Below are 14,317 nucleotides of genomic sequence, written 5' to 3'. Positions count from 1 at the left end.
GCGATGCCCAACGACACCAACCCCGTCAACACCATGCGGTTCGACGTGACCATCGACGGCCACGACATCGGCTCGTTCACCGCGATCGACGGGCTGAGCGCGCAGTACGAGGTCAAGACGTACGCGGAGGGCGGCGAGAACGGCTTCGTGCACCGCCTGCCCGGCCGCCTGTCCTACGGCACGATCAAGCTGACCCGACCCGTGGAGATGCGCACGCGCGCGCTCGGTGAGTGGTTCCGCGAGGTCGCCAAGGGGCAGGCGACCAAGGCGCACACCGCCGCGATCATGGCGATGAACGACAACCGCGTCACCGTGATCACGTGGGAGTTCCAGGGCGTGTGGCCCGTGAGCTACAAGGGTCCGAGCTTCGCGGCCGAGGGCGGCAAGGTGGCCACCGAGGTCTTCGAGTTCGCCCACGACGGTTGGCAGGAGTCGTGACCGGCGCGGAGCGGGCGCTGGCGGTCCTGGCCGAGAAGGACGACACCAGCAAGAAGCTCGTCTTCCACTTCAACCCGACGACCATCAGCTTCACGCGCGCCGTCCAGTACAACCGCAGCCCGAACCAGGCCAACGACCCGCCCGTGCAGTTCACGGGTGCGGGACCGACGTCGATGACGCTGCAGGTGTTCCTCGACCAGGTCGGCAAGGGCAGCACGACGGGGATCCAGCCCGAGATCGACCAGCTGGTCTCGTGGACGACGGTCGCCGACGTGACGCAGCCGGGCAGCGGCCCGCCCAAGCTGATCTTCACGTGGGGGGTCCTGTCGATCAACAAGGAGACGACGCTCGTCGGCTACCTGGAGAACCTCAAGGTGACCTGCGAGATGTTCGACCGCAACGGGCTGCCGCTGCGCGCGACGATCGACCTGACGCTGAAGTCGGCCGCCGAGGAGCCCAAGGGCACCAACCCGACGTCGGGCTCGGAGTCGTCGCGCCGCAGGCACGTGCTGCGCCGCGAGGAGAGCCTGCACTCGGTCGCGCACTCCACGTTCGGTGACGCGGGCGCGTGGCGGGCCATCGCGGAGCTGAACGGCATCGACGACCCGACGCGGCTGCGGCCCGGCCGCGAGCTGCTCCTGCCCGACGTGTCCGAGCTCGCGGCGGGTGTGCGATGAGCCCGGTCGCCACGAGCGTCGGCGCGCGGCCCGTGGTCAAGGTCGCCGGGGCCGAGCTGTCCGAGCGGATCGTCGCCGCGCTGCGCACGACCGTCGTCGACACGGACGCCGACGGCCCCGACTCGTGCCGGCTGGTGATCGACGACCCGACGCGCGAGCTGCTCGCGGACAGCGACCTGGACCTCGCCGCCGAGCTGACCATCACGGCGGGCCGCGTCGGCGAGAACTCGGGTGACACGCTGTTCGACGGTGTGGTGTACGCGATCGGCTTCGAGTACGACGACCGGGGCGGCTTCACCACCGTCACGGCGTACGACCGCTCGTACGGCCTGTACAACGGGCTGCACACGACGAGCTTCCAGAACATGACCGACGGTGACATCGCGAAGCAGATCGCCCGGGACGTCGGGCTGACGGCGGGCGACATCGCGACGACCGCGGTGCTGCACGAGCACGTCTCGCAGGTCAACGAGACCCACATCGAGTTCCTCGAGCGGCGGGGCCGGGAGGTCGGCTGCGTCGTCGTCGTGATCGGCTCGACGCTGCACTTCCGGTCGCCGACGCCGGCGACGGACGCCCCGGCGCCCGGCGCGTACGACTCGGCCGACCGGCTCCAGCTCGTCCCCGGCAAGAACCTGCAGCGCCTGACCGTCCGGGTGACCGCCGCGCAGCAGGTGTCCCAGGTGGAGGTCCGCGGCTGGGACACGTCGACCAAGCAGGCCCTCGTCGCCACCACCGACGCCCGGACGGGCACGGCGAGCCTGCGGGACACGCCCGCGTCGGTCGCGGAGCTCTTCGGCAGCCCCCGCGGCGTGACGGTCGACCTCCCGCTCGGCCAGCAGGCGGAGTGCGACGCCGTCGCCGCGGCGCGCGCCGAGCACCTGGGGAGCACCAACGTGTTCGCCGAGGGGGTGGCGGACGGCGACCCGCACCTCGTCGCGGGTGCGGCGGTGAGCCTGGGCCAGACGGGCGGCCGGTTCGACGGCAAGGTGACGCTGACCCGCGCGAAGCACGTGTGGGACGACCGCAGCTACCGCACGTACTTCACGGCCAGCGGCTCGCACGACCGTTCCGTGCTGGGGCTGGTGCGCGGCGGCGGCCAGAGCCGGACGGGTCCGGGCGGGCTCGTCGTCGCGCTGGTCACCAACGCGACGGACCCGGAGAAGCGCTGCCGGGTCAAGGTGACGTTCCCCTGGCTGGACGAGGACTACGAGACCGACTGGGTCCGGGTCCTGCAGCTCGGCGCCGGCGCGGACCGCGGGCTGCAGCTGCTGCCCGAGGTGGACGACGAGGTGCTGGTCGGCTTCGAGCACGGCGACAGCCGCCGCCCGTACGTGCTGGGCGGCCTCTACAACGGCGTCGACGCACCACCCAAGGACGACGCCGTCGGCTCGGACGGAGCCGTCGCCACCCGGGTGTGGCGCAGCCGCAGCGGGCACGAGCTGCTCATGTCCGACAAGGCCGGTGAGGAGACCCTCGAGCTGCGCACGGGCGACGACAAGGCGAGCGTCGTGCTGGCCACGTCGGACGGGTCGATCACCATCACCGCCGAGGGCGACGTGAAGGTGGACGCGAAGGGCAACGCCGAGGTGACCACGCAGGGCGACCTCAAGGTCGAGGCACAGGGCTCCGCGACGATCAAGGGCTCCTCGGGACTGACGCTCGAGAGCAGCAGCACGGTGACCATCAAGGGTTCGACGATCAAGCTCAACTAGGACGAGGAGGGCGCTGCTGTGGGATCTCCTGCAGTCGTCATGGGCGACAAGGTGATGGGCATGTGCGTCGGGCACCTCGTCCCGTCGCCGGTCGGTGCGCCGATGCCCGCGCCCGCACCGCTGCCGGTCTCCGCCCCGCTGACGATGGGGCTGTCGACGACGGTCCTCATCGGCGGTAAGCCGGCCGCGGTCAAGGACAGCAGCGGGTACAACGTGCCGCCGCACGTCGGGCTGCACCCGAGCGACCCGAAGCTCGTGCCCACCACGCAGGAGGCCAAGGTCGTCGTCGGCAGCAGCACCGTGCAGTTCGACGGGAAGGCCGCGGCGTACACGGGCTGCACCGTGACGGCCTGCATCGCCCCGACCGCCGCGGTCGTCGGCACCGGGACCACCGTCCTGGTCGGGTCGTGAGGGAGGACCGATGAGCGACGCGAACAGCTTCGTCGGAGCCGGCTGGCACTGGCCCCTGACGACCGACCAGACCGGTGCGGTCGCCCTGGTGCGCGGCACCACCGAGCTCGAGCAGGCCATGTACCTGGTGCTCGCGACCAACCCCGGCGAACGCCCCATGCGACCGGAGTTCGGCGCGCGGCTGCGCCAGTTCGTGTTCGCGTCGGGCGACGCCACGACCGCCGGCCTCATCGCCGCGGAGGTGCAGAGCGCGCTGGCCCGCTGGGAGCCGCGCGTGACCGTCGAGCAGGTCGACATCACCACCGACGCCGACGACCCGTCGACGCTCTGGATCGACATCGGCTACACCGTGCGGTCCACCAACGACCGCCGCAACCTCGTCTTCCCCTTCTACGTGATCCCCGCCGACCGGTCCGAGGTGCGCGCATGACGCTGCCCACGCCCCGCCTGGACGACCGCACGTTCCAGGAGCTCGTCGACGAGGCGAAGCGGAACCTGCAGCTGCGCTGCCCGGAGTGGACCAACCACAACGTCTCCGACCCCGGCATCACCCTCATCGAGACGTTCGCCTGGATGACGGACATCCTGCTGTACCGCGTGAACCGGGTCCCGGACCGGCTGTACGTGAAGTTCCTCGAGCTCGTCGGGGTCCGGCTGTTCCCCCCGCACGCCGCCCGGACCGAGATCTCGTTCCGGCTGTCGTCGCACCACGACGACGTCGTGCACATCCCCGCCGGCACGACCGTCTCCACGCGCAGGTCCATCTCGCAGGAGTCCCTCGGGTTCACCACGCTGCACGGGCTCGACATCCCGCCGTCGGCGTCGCGCACCGTGCTGACCATCTCCGCCGACGGCGACACCGCCGACCGCACCGGCGCGCTCGGGCTCGGCGACGGGTTCCCCGCGTTCAGCGCGACCCCCGTCGTGGACGACGCGCTCTACCTGGGGCTGGACCAGCCGGCCCGGTCGTCGCTGCTGCTCGTCCAGGCCGTCTGCTCGCTGGGCGGCTACGGCATCGACCCCCGCCGGCCGCCGCTGGTCTGGGAGGCCTGGACCCCGTCGGGGTGGGAGACGTGCGAGGTCGAGCGCGACGACACGCTGGGCCTGAACGTCTCGGGGGCGATCGAGCTGCACGTCCCCGACGGTCACGACGAGTCGGTGGTCGCGGGCGTCGAGGCGGCCTGGATCCGTTGCCGGGTCGTCAAGGCCCCCCGGCAGTACCGCTCGTCGCCCCTGCTGGTGTCCGTGACGGCCGCGACGATCGGCGGCGACGTCGAGGCGACCAACGCCGAGCAGGTGCGCGAGGAGGAGCTCGGCACGTCCGACGGCACGGCGGGCCAGGTCCTGCACCTCGCCTATCCCCCGGTCGTCCTGGACCGCGAGGACCCGCTCGTGGTCGAGGTCGGCGTCCCGCCGGAGGACGGCATCGGGCCGCCCACGTGGGAGGAGTGGACCGCCGTCGACGACTTCGCGGCCAGCTCACCGACCGACCGGCACATCACCGTGGACCCGACCACCGGGGAGGTCCGCTTCGGCCCGTCGGTGCGGCTCGAGGACGGGACGGAGCGGCGGTTCGGCGCGATCCCTGCGCGGGGCGCCGCCCTGCGGGTGCGCGGCTACCGCACCGGCGGGGGCGCCCGGGGGAACGTCGCCGCGCGCACGGTCTCGGTGCTGCGCTCGTCCATCCCCTACGTCGCCGCCGTCTACAACCGCCGCGCCGCCGCGGGTGGCGTGGACGGGGAGAGCGTCGACAACGCCCGCACGCGCGGCCCGCTCGAGCTGCGGGGTCGCGGCCGCGCGGTCACGGTCGAGGACTACGTCGCCGTCGTGCACGAGGCCGCTCCCGAGCTGGCCCGCGTGCACTGCGTGCCCGTCACGGACGGGCCGGACGCCGGCGCGGTCCGCATCCTCGCGATCCCCGGCGCGCCCGGGCAGGACGGGCGCATCTCCCTGCGCGACCTCCAGCTCCCCGACGGTGCCCGCGAGCGCGTCCTGGCCGCGCTCGACGCGACGCGCGTGGTCGGGGTGCGCCTGAGCGTCGAGCCACCCAGCTACGTCGGGATCCGGGTCGACGCCCGGGTGCGGGCTCGCCCGGAGGCGGATCCCGCCCAGGTGGAGCGGGATGCGCTGGCGGCGCTCTACCGCTACTTCCACCCGTTGGCGGGCGGTCCGGACGGCACCGGGTGGCCGCTGGGTCGGCCGGTGCAGCCGGGCGAGGTGCACGGGGTCCTCGGCCGCGTGCCGGGGCTCGACTACGTCGAGGACGTGGTCCTGTTCCGGGCGAACCCGTTGGACCGGTCCATCTCGGCACCGCAGGACCGGGTCGACCTCGGCGACACGCACGTCGTGCTGAGCGTCGAGCACAGCATCGTGGTGCAGGGCGGTGCGGCATGAGGGGCGCGACGGGTGGCCTCGCACCACCGGCGACGTCGCTGGTCGAGGGTCTGCCCGAGGCGTTCCTCGGCAGCGACTTCACGACCGGGCTGGTCGCCGCGTTCGACGACGTCATCGGCTCGGTGGGAGCCACCCTGGACGACCTCGACGCCTACCTCGACCCGCGGTACGCGCCGGACGACTTCGTCCGCTGGGTGGCGTCGTGGCTGTCCCCCGCGATCGCGGCACGCCGGGACGCCGAGCACCTGCGTGCCCATCTCGGGGACCTGCGGCGCGCGCTCGTCGGACGGGGGACGCTCGACGGGGTGACCGCGGCGGTCCGGGCGTGCACCGGTCTGGACCCGGACGTGCGCGACTCCGGTGGCGTGTCGTGGAGCAAGCGGCCGCAGGGGGCGTTCCCGGGCCGGTCGGCGCCGCTGCTCGAGGTCGACGTGCGGATCTCGGCCGACGAGCCCGACCCGGACGCCGTGCTGGACCTCGTGCGGTTCGTCGTGGACGACCTCAGGCCCGCGCACGTGCCGGCGACGGTCCGGCGAGCACCGGCGTGACGGGCACGGGGACGTCGAGCTCGGCGAGGACCTGCGCGTACTCCCGGCGGGCGGTCGCCGCCGCGGCGGGCTGGCCGTCCGCGGTGAGCGCGTCGATGAGGCGTCGCCACGAGCCGTCCTGGTAGCGGTCGAGAGCGAGCGCGTGGCGCATCACCTGGATCGCGGCGGACCCGTCGCCGGAGCTCGCGTACAGGTCCGCCAGCGACTGGCACGCGTGCACCACCGCGCCGCGCACCTCGTCCCGCTCGGCGGTGACCCACTCGGCGGGGCCGTCGTCGGGCAGGAGGTCCGCCGTGAGCTCCCGGACCCCCGCCGCGAGGCTGCGCCGGCCGTTCTCGACGTCGCCGCGCTCGAGCGCGGCCCGTCCTGCTGCGAGGTTCCGCTCGACGCGCCGCACGTCGTGCCGGTCGGCCGCGTCGAGGTGCAGCGCGTAGCCGCCGCCGGTCCGCCGCAGCACGGACGTGGCCGGGGTGGCCGTCGCCGGGTCGAGCAGCCCGCGCAGCGCGCTGATCGCGACCTGGAGGTTGTGCTGCGCACGCTCCGGGTCCCGGCCCTCCCAGAACCACTCCACGAGTCGCTCGCGGTGCACGGGCAGCGGGGCGTGCAGGGCGAGGGCCCGCAGCAGCGCCTGGTGCTGGGGTCGCAGGGCGTCGAGCGGCACCGGCACGCCGTCGCGGAGCACCGTGAACCCGCCGATGCAGCGGACCTCGAGCGCGACCGGTGTCCCCGCGGCCGCGGTCGAGGGGGTGGTGCGCAGGCCGCGCAGGACGAGCGTCGTCCAGGTCGTCGCGCCGCAGGTGCGGGCGAGCCGCGTCGCGCGGACCCGGCCCTGCGCGGTGCCGGCAGCCAGCAGGGCGAGGGTGTGCGGGAGCGGCCCGACCCCCGCCGCGGCGCGCTCGACGTCGGCGGTCGCACCCTCGTCCCGGCGCCCCGCACGCGCGTCCTCGACGGCGGCCATCGTCGTGCACCACGTGGCGAGCGCCGGCGCCCCGAGCTCCGTCAGCTCGGCCGCGAGCCCGGTGTGCTCGTCGGCGGTCAGCCTCCCGCACGGCAGACCCGCGAGCGCCCCGAACAGCCCGAGCAGCGCAGCGCCCCACCGGTCCCCGATCGCGGCGCACCGGTCCCGCAGGTGGGTCAGGGCCTCCCGGGCGGTCTCGGGGCGGCACGCCAGGTCGAGCCCGTCGGCGAGCCGCTCGAGGGCGGGAGCGCCGAGCATCTTCGCGGCGACGGCCGCACGCTCGCGGCTCTCGGCCGCCTCCGAGCGGAACGACAGGGACAGGCTCGCGGCCTCCCCGAGCAGCGCGACCGCCTCGAGGGCCGACGGGAGGGTCGGCAGCTCCGAGACCGCGGAGAACTCCCGCGCCGCAGACGCGAGGTCGCCCGAGGTCAGCTGGGCGACCGCGCGGGCGAGGCGCCGCGCCGCGTCCACCGGCCGCGGCTCCGCGAGCTGGCGTCGCGGCGCGACGAACGCGTCGCGGGTCAGCGCCACCCAGTCGGAGACGACCCCCAGCGGCGGGTTCAGCCAGCTCTGCACCATCCGCAGCTCGTGGGCGGCGAGCGCCCGCCCGGTCGCGGTCTCGACGCGGCTGCCCGCCAGCCGGTACGCCTCGAGCGCCTGCTCGAGCGCACCGTCGACGACGAGCCGGCGCGCGAGCGCGAGCGCGACCCACGGGTCGGTGTCACGGATGGACGCCGGCAGCTCGTCGATCCACGAACCGGGCCGCTCCGCCAGCTCGCCCCCGCCGATCGCGAGGACGCGTTGCGCCGCGTCCCAGTCGTGCGCGCGGCACGACGAGCGCAGCGCCGCGTCGAAGTCCCCCTCGCGCAGCGCCAGCTGGGCGCCGCGCTGGTGCAGCTCCCGGGCCCGGGCGCCGCCGTCCCGTCCGACGAGCACGTCGAGCAGGTGCGCACGCATGACCTCGTGGCAGCAGTACACCGTGGACTCCGCGTCGGCCACGGCGTTGAGCAGCCCGAGCCGGTGGGCCTGCTCGAGCAGCGCCGCGGAGTCCGTCGTGCCGAGCAGCTCGTCGCACCGGGCCGCCGTGAGCGTCGCCAGGACGGCCGTCCGGACGAGGAAGTCGCGCAGCGGCACCGGCACCTGGTCGAGCACGTGCCGAGCCAGGTAGTCGCTGGACAGCTGACCGCCCCCGACGCCCAGCAGCCGCGCGCGGCTCGACGGTGGACGCCCGTGCGTCGCCAGGTGGAACAGCTCCAGCCCGGCCGCCCACCCGCCCGTCCGGTGCGCGAGGTCCGCCACCTCCTCGGCCCGCAGCCGGGTGCCGTGGCAGGTCCGGAACAGCTCCTCGACCTCCCACGTCCGGAACCGCAGGTCCTCGGCGCCCAGCACCGTCGCGGTCCCCGCGAGGTGCCGGGTGAGGGCGGTCGACGTCACCGTCCGGGAGCCCAGCGCGACACGCAGGTGCACGGGCTGGTGCAGCAGCAGGCGTTCCACGACGCCCGCGGCCGCCGTCCCGTCGATCGACTGCAGCTCGTCCAGGACGAGCAGGGCGGGCCCGTCGAGCACCCGCTCGAGCGTCGCGAGCGCGTCCTCCGTGGACTCCCAGGCGCTCGCTCGGCGACGGACGGGACCAGGTCGGCGCACGCGAGCTGCAGGTGCGCGAGGACGGCGGCGGCACTGCCGAGGGCCCCGTCGAGCGTGAGCCAGGCGACCGGAGCGGTCTCCCGCGCGGCGACGTGCGAGAGGAAGGTCGTCTTGCCGCACCCGGCTGCCGCCACGACGCTGACCAGCGACGGTGCCGACGGGCCGAGGACCGGGTCGAGCAGCCTCTCCCGGGCGAGCCCGCGAGGCGCCGGGCGCCGGGTACGCGAACGCAGCACGGTCGGGTGCCCCTGCGCACCCGACACAGACACCTGGCTCGACGTCGTCACTCTGCCCCCGCAAGACCGTCGCGTACGCTGACCCTAGCCGTCGGGCGATTCATCCGAAAGGGTGTAAATCCGACGTCGGAGCACGGGGGGTGAGGTCGTACGGTCACGGAACCTGGGGGCGGGTCCGCCGACGCGCCCGACCCTGCACTCGACGACGAGCTGGCGGACCTGCTCGCGCCCGCCGACGTGCCGTTCCAGGCCGGGCCGACGACGCCCATCCAGGAAGCTCGGGCACCGCGCGAGCGGACACCGGAGCCGGCGGTCGAGAAGCCCGCCCCCGCAGAGCGCGGACGAGCACACGAGCGCGCGGTGGAGGAGCACGCCGTCGAGCTCCGCCCGGCCGCCCCGCCCGCCGCACGATCCGGGTCCGTCGGCGCCCGACCGGCCCCGCAGCAGCCTGCACACCCGGTCGCCCCCGACCTCACCTCACGACCGGCACGCGTCCGGGATGCTCCCGCGGTCGCGCCCGTCGCACCGGTCGTCGTCGGGCGCCGCTTCCAGCCCGTCCCCGGCGGTGCGCTCCCCCGGCCGCACCCCTCCGACCCCCTGATGGCGGCCCTCCTCGCCACCCCGGCAGCACCCGTGTTCGCCGTGACGGAGGGAACGGTCCGGAGGGCACCCGCGCAGGTCGCGGCCGGCGCGGTGGAGCTGCGCGCCCCGGACGGCAGCGCGCTGGTCCTGCTGGGCGGGCCGAGCGTCGCGTGGGTCGTGGACGACGAGGAGGCCGTCGCGGCGGGCACGGTGCTCGGGATCGTCGCCGGCTCCGCCGGCGACCCACCCGGGGAGCCGCTGCTGGTCCTCGCGGTCGACGCGTCGGGCAGCCAGGTGGACGCCGTCGCGCTGCTGGTCGGCCTGCCGGATCCCGGTGAGCTCGACCTGCTGGGCTCGGACTCCGCGGTCGGCGTCGACCCGTACCGGCTCGACCTGGAGCTCGCCGCGAGCCTGCAGCCCGTCGGGGAGGTCCCGTGATCGTCTGCGCGCGGTGCCACCACGAGAACCCCGACGGCACGCTCCTGTGCGAGACGTGCCGGACGTACCTGGGGTGGTCGGCGGCGGCTCCGGCTCCGTCCCCCGCCCCGGCGCTGGCCCCGGAGGACGCCGAAGCCGCCGCGAGGGCCGACGACGAGCAGGACCCACCGGCGCCGGCGGCGGTGCCCGGGCCCGACCGGCCGGTCGCCACCGCGCCCGCACCGCCGGCCGAGCCCGACCGCCCGGTCACCACGCCGCCGCCAGGACCCGCCCGTCCGGCCGCCCCCGGACCCGCAGGTCGGCAGCCGCTGACGCCCACGGCGCCGCCCGCGTCGCCACAAGGGCCTGCGGCCGTCGCACCCGGCGCCCCCCGACCGCCCGCACCGATCACCGTCCGGACCGCGGGCGGGCCCGGTGCACGCACCCCGGTGACCCCCGTCGCGGTCCCTGCTGCACCGTCGGGTCGCGCCGCACCCGTCGTCCCCCCGCCCGCGCCCGCCGACGCCAGGACCACACCCGACGTCACCTCCCCGCCGACGAGCCCGCCCGTGCGGGCCACCACCGGTCGCGACACCGCCCCGGTGCAGCCCGACGGCTCCGCACCCGCCCAGGCCACGTCCGAACCCGCCACGGCGCCCGCCCGACCCGCCCCGCCCACGGACCCAGCCTCGCCACCGACCCGCCGACCGCCGACGAACGTGCGACCGGTCCCGGTCGTCCTGACCCCGAACGAGACGTCCGAGCGCACACCCGCCCGGGAGGCTCCGGAGCGCACGATCGGCGTGCGGGTCGCCGCGGGTGAGGCACGGATCGCCCCGCGCGCGCCGACGGACCCGGAGCACCCCTCCGGCACGCCGACGCCGCCGAACGCGTTCGACGCGGTGCTGCCCACCGAGGCGGGCGCCTACGCGGGGACGGCGGACGACCGCCCGCCCGCACCCGACCAGCCCACGCCCGCCGACGCCTGGCAGACGTTCGAGGACGCGACGCGGTGCCCGTCGTGCGGCCGTGCGATCGCGGTGTCCCGCCGGTTCTGCCGGTGCGGTGCGACCCTGGTCCGCGCAGCACCACCGGACGTCGAGCCCGAGCCGCCGCGCGAACCGTGGTACCGGCGTTGGCTCGGGGTGTTCCGCCGGGGCCGGGGGTTCTGGCACCGGATGCGGGCCGCGAACAACGGGGTCCGCGCGCGCTACGACCAGGCCCGGTCGGCGCAGGTGCACCTCGCCGAGGTCACGGCGGTGCTCGCTGCGCTCGGTCTCACGGCGGTCTTCGTGCTGCCGAGCACCTCCCAGATCGAGGCCCAGGTGGTCGAGCAGCTCGTCGCGCTGGACCCGCGCGGGTACAGCGCGATCGAGGGTGTCACCGCCGCGACGGATCCGGCGACCGCACCCGAGCCCGGCTTCGACCCGTCGTTCGCGGTCGACGGGACGACCGGCCGCGCGTGGGCCGGCGTCTGGACGCCACCCACGGACGCCGGGCCGACGTGCCGCCGCCCGGGGGGCACGGACGCGCTGGTCCTGACCCTGCCGGAGCCCTCCGACGTGGACCGGGTCGCGTTCAGCGCGGGCATGCCGGAGTCCAGCCCGGACCGGGCGACGCAGGACCTGCCGCACCAGGTGGACGTGAGCTGGGGCGACGGCGCGGACCAGTGCCAGACCTTCGCCCTGACGGACTCGCCCGACCTGCAGCCGTTCGACATCGACGCGACCGACGTCACGGAGGTGCGCGTCGTCGTCGTCAGCGTGCACGAGACCTCGGACCCGCCCGAGGTCCGGCACGTGGCGTTCAACGAGGTGCTGCTGCTGCAGCGGGGAGCGCCCGGGCTGCCGGTCCCCTGAGTCGCCGCGCGCGGTCGCGCCCGCGCCCGCAGACTGTTCCCGTGCGAACCCTGGGTGTCGAGGAGGAGTTCCTGCTGGTCACGCCCGAGGGGCGGCCCCAGCCGGTGGCGACGACGGTGCTCCGGCACGCGTCGACGACCGGACGGGCCGACGACGACGAGCCCGGCGGGAACCTCGAGAAGGAGTTCAAGCAGGAGCAGATCGAGACGTCGACCCCGCCGCGCGCCGACCTCGCGGAGCTGGTGACGGAGATCCGCGCCGGACGGTCCCGCACCGACGAGGTCGCGCGTCAGGCGGGCGCCCGGATCGCCGCGCTGGCCACCGCGCCGCAGGTCGTCGAGTCCAGCGTCCTGCCGGACCGCCGCGCGCACACGATCCGCGCCGAGTTCGGTGCGACCGCGCGGGACCAGCTGACGTGCGGCTGCCACGTCCACGTCTCGATCGACAGCGAGGAGGAGGGCGTCCGCATCCTCGACCATCTCCGGCCGTGGAACGCCGTCCTGCTCGCGCTGTCCGGCAACAGCCCGTCGTGGCAGGGCACCTCCACGGGGTACGCGTCGTACCGTTCGCAGGTGTGGGGCCGCTGGCCGACGGCGGGACCGACGGCGCCGTTCGGCGACCCGGCCGGCTACCACGCCGTCATCGACGAGCTGCTCGGCACCGGCGCGATCCTCGACGAGGGGATGGTCTACTTCGACGCCCGGCTGTCGTCGCGGTACCCCACGGTCGAGGTGCGCGTCGCCGACGTCTGCCTCGACGCGGAGGACGCCGCGCTGCAGGCCGCGCTCGTCCGCGGCCTGGCCGAGTCCGCCCTGGGCGACCCGGTCTCGCAGCCCCGCACCGAGCTGCTGCGCGCCGCGACCTGGCGGGCGGCGCGGTCGGGCCTGACCGGCGACCTGGTCAGCCCGCTGACCGGCAAGCCCCTCCCTGCCGCGGAGGTCGTCGCCCAGCTGGTCGAGCACGTCCGCCCCGCCCTGGCCGAGGCCGGTGACCTGGAGTGGGTGGAGCGGCACGTCGCGACGGTGCTGCGCCGAGGCAACGGCGCGATCCAGCAGATGGGCTGGCGGGCCGAGGGCGCCGACGACGACGAGGTGGTCCGCCGCGCGGTGGACAGGACCCTGTCCAGCTAGAGGAGGTCCGCCAGGGGGACCTCCGGGTCGGCCAGGCGGTGGTGGTCGACCACGGCACCCGAGCGAATCAGGGCCTGCACGTCGTCGACGACGTCCCATACGTTGACGTTCATCGCCGCCAGCACGCGTCCCTCACGCCGCCAGAACGCGACGAGCTCCCGGCCCTGCAGGTCCCCGCGGACGACGACCTCGTCGTACCCGTGGACGCCCACGTACCCGACGTACTCCATGCCGAGGTCGAACTGGTCGGTGAAGAAGTAGGGCAGCTTGTCGTACGGCTCGTCGGCACCCACGATCGTCGCCGCCGCGGTCGCCGGCTGGTTCAGGGCGTTCGCCCAGTGCTCGACCCGGACGTGCGTGCCCAGGAGCGGGTGGTGCGCGCGGGCGATGTCACCGACCGCGAGCACGTGCGGGTTGGTCGAGCGCAGGTGCGCGTCGACGACGACACCGTTCTCGACGTGCAGCCCCGCAGCCTTCGCGAGGTCGACGCGGGGGGCGGCCCCGATCCCGACGACGACGAGGTCGGCGTCGATCAGCGTCCCGTCGGCGAGCTCGACCGCACCCACGTGGGTCCCGTCGCCCGAGGCCACGATCTCGGAGATCTCGGTCCGCGTGCGCAGGTCGACCCCGTTCTCCCGGTGCAGGTCCGCGAACATCGCGGCGAGCTCCGGACCGAGCACGGCGAGCAACGGGAGCGGGTCGCGCACCAGCACGCTCACCTCGCAGCCGGCGGCGCGGGCCGCGGCGGTGACCTCGAGCCCGATCCAGCCGCCCCCGACCACGACCACGCGCTTGCCGGCCGTCAGCAGGGTGCGCAGGCGGTCGCTGTCGTCGAGCGTGCGCAGCTGGACGACTCCGTCCAGACCCGCTCCGGGGACGTCGAGCCGGCGCGGCTCCGAGCCCGTGGCGAGCACGAGGTGGTCCCAGCCCGTCCGGGTCCCGGAGCCGTCGACGACGTCCCGCGCGCCCAGGTCGATCGACCGGGCGGTCGTCCCGAGCCGGAGGTCGACGTCGTGGGTCGCGTACCAGTCGGCCGGGTGCACGAACGCGCCGTCGCGCTCGTCGCTGCCCTGCAGGTAGCCCTTCGACAGCGGCGGGCGCTCGTACGGGCGGTCCGTCTCGGTGCCGAGCAGGACGATCCCCCCGTCGTACCCCCGCTGCCGCAACCCCTCGACAGTCTTGGCCCCCGCCAGCCCGGCACCCACGACCACGACCTGACCGCTCACGTCACTCCCCTGCCCTCATCGGACCGCCGACGGCAAGCGCACCAGGTCGCGGGCCCGGGCGCAATGGGGGGCGGTGTGGCGA

General features: G+C 75.1%; 12 protein-coding genes. 10 read left to right on the top strand and 2 right to left on the bottom strand.

Annotated features, from left to right (window positions below; all coding sequences use genetic code 11):
* The first annotated feature begins 3 nt into the window (after positions 1-3).
* Genes CTE05_RS02940 through CTE05_RS02910 form a run of 7 tightly spaced genes read left to right on the top strand, consistent with a single transcriptional unit; the run spans position 4 to position 6,183 of the window.
* Entirely contained in the window at positions 4-438 is a 435-nt protein-coding gene (locus tag CTE05_RS02940; RefSeq protein ID WP_146844621.1) for a phage tail protein, read from the top strand.
* Positions 435-1,115, top strand: coding sequence for a CIS tube protein (locus CTE05_RS02935; protein WP_146844620.1), 681 nt, complete (start codon positions 435-437; stop codon positions 1,113-1,115). Before CTE05_RS02940 ends, CTE05_RS02935 begins: the two co-directional genes overlap by 4 nt.
* Positions 1,112-2,830, top strand: a complete 1,719-nt coding sequence (locus CTE05_RS02930; protein WP_146844619.1) for a VgrG-related protein — start codon at positions 1,112-1,114, stop codon at positions 2,828-2,830. The genes CTE05_RS02935 and CTE05_RS02930 overlap by 4 nt, the downstream gene beginning before the upstream one ends.
* A gap of 18 nt (positions 2,831-2,848) precedes the next feature.
* Positions 2,849-3,241 carry a PAAR domain-containing protein gene (locus tag CTE05_RS02925; protein ID WP_146844618.1) on the top strand — a complete coding sequence of 131 codons (393 nt, stop codon included), beginning with the start codon at positions 2,849-2,851 and terminating at the stop codon, positions 3,239-3,241.
* 10 nt (positions 3,242-3,251) lie between these two features.
* On the top strand, positions 3,252-3,671 hold the full coding sequence (locus CTE05_RS02920) for a GPW/gp25 family protein (RefSeq protein WP_056584557.1): 420 nt from the start codon (positions 3,252-3,254) through the stop codon (positions 3,669-3,671).
* On the top strand, positions 3,668-5,635 hold the full coding sequence (locus CTE05_RS02915; RefSeq protein ID WP_146844617.1) for a putative baseplate assembly protein: 1,968 nt from the start codon (positions 3,668-3,670) through the stop codon (positions 5,633-5,635). Before CTE05_RS02920 ends, CTE05_RS02915 begins: the two co-directional genes overlap by 4 nt.
* Positions 5,632-6,183 (top strand): phage tail protein, encoded by a 552-nt coding sequence (locus tag CTE05_RS02910; RefSeq protein ID WP_146844616.1) that lies wholly within the window; start codon positions 5,632-5,634, stop codon positions 6,181-6,183. Before CTE05_RS02915 ends, CTE05_RS02910 begins: the two co-directional genes overlap by 4 nt.
* Here CTE05_RS02910 and CTE05_RS02905 read toward each other — a convergent pair.
* Positions 6,137-8,785, bottom strand: a complete 2,649-nt coding sequence (locus CTE05_RS02905; protein WP_146844615.1) for an AfsR/SARP family transcriptional regulator — start codon at positions 8,783-8,785, stop codon at positions 6,137-6,139. The genes CTE05_RS02910 and CTE05_RS02905 overlap by 47 nt on opposite strands.
* Before the next feature lie 596 nt (positions 8,786-9,381).
* Between CTE05_RS02905 and CTE05_RS20130 the strand changes: the two genes are divergently transcribed.
* The 3 genes from CTE05_RS20130 to CTE05_RS02885 are packed head-to-tail and all read left to right on the top strand — an operon-like array spanning position 9,382 to position 13,009.
* A complete protein-coding gene (locus CTE05_RS20130; protein WP_186814714.1) occupies positions 9,382-10,041 on the top strand; it encodes a hypothetical protein in 660 nt (219 codons plus the stop codon).
* On the top strand, positions 10,038-11,879 hold the full coding sequence (locus CTE05_RS02890) for a hypothetical protein (protein ID WP_146844612.1): 1,842 nt from the start codon (positions 10,038-10,040) through the stop codon (positions 11,877-11,879). The genes CTE05_RS20130 and CTE05_RS02890 overlap by 4 nt, the downstream gene beginning before the upstream one ends.
* 41 nt (positions 11,880-11,920) lie before the next feature.
* Positions 11,921-13,009, top strand: coding sequence for a carboxylate-amine ligase (locus CTE05_RS02885; protein WP_246123222.1), 1,089 nt, complete (start codon positions 11,921-11,923; stop codon positions 13,007-13,009).
* Here the strand turns inward: CTE05_RS02885 and CTE05_RS02880 are convergent.
* On the bottom strand, positions 13,006-14,235 hold the full coding sequence (locus CTE05_RS02880; RefSeq protein WP_146844611.1) for an NAD(P)/FAD-dependent oxidoreductase: 1,230 nt from the start codon (positions 14,233-14,235) through the stop codon (positions 13,006-13,008). The genes CTE05_RS02885 and CTE05_RS02880 overlap by 4 nt on opposite strands.
* Between the last annotated feature and the right edge of the window lie 82 nt (positions 14,236-14,317).

Source organism: Cellulomonas terrae, assembly GCF_007990265.1.
Taxonomy (GTDB): domain Bacteria; phylum Actinomycetota; class Actinomycetes; order Actinomycetales; family Cellulomonadaceae; genus Cellulomonas; species Cellulomonas terrae.
Note: the sequence above shows the minus strand (reverse complement) of the source record. Positions and strands in the feature narration are given on the sequence as shown.

Excerpts from the sequence above, each read along its gene's own strand:
- CTE05_RS02920 (WP_056584557.1), top strand. The coding sequence starts at position 3,252 with ATGAGCGACGCGAACAGCTTCGTCGGAGCCGGCTGGCACTGGCCCCTG.
- CTE05_RS02910 (WP_146844616.1), top strand. The coding sequence starts at position 5,632 with ATGAGGGGCGCGACGGGTGGCCTCGCACCACCGGCGACGTCGCTGGTC.
- CTE05_RS02915 (WP_146844617.1), top strand. The coding sequence starts at position 3,668 with ATGACGCTGCCCACGCCCCGCCTGGACGACCGCACGTTCCAGGAGCTC.
- CTE05_RS02930 (WP_146844619.1), top strand. The coding sequence starts at position 1,112 with ATGAGCCCGGTCGCCACGAGCGTCGGCGCGCGGCCCGTGGTCAAGGTC.
- CTE05_RS02940 (WP_146844621.1), top strand. The coding sequence starts at position 4 with ATGCCCAACGACACCAACCCCGTCAACACCATGCGGTTCGACGTGACC.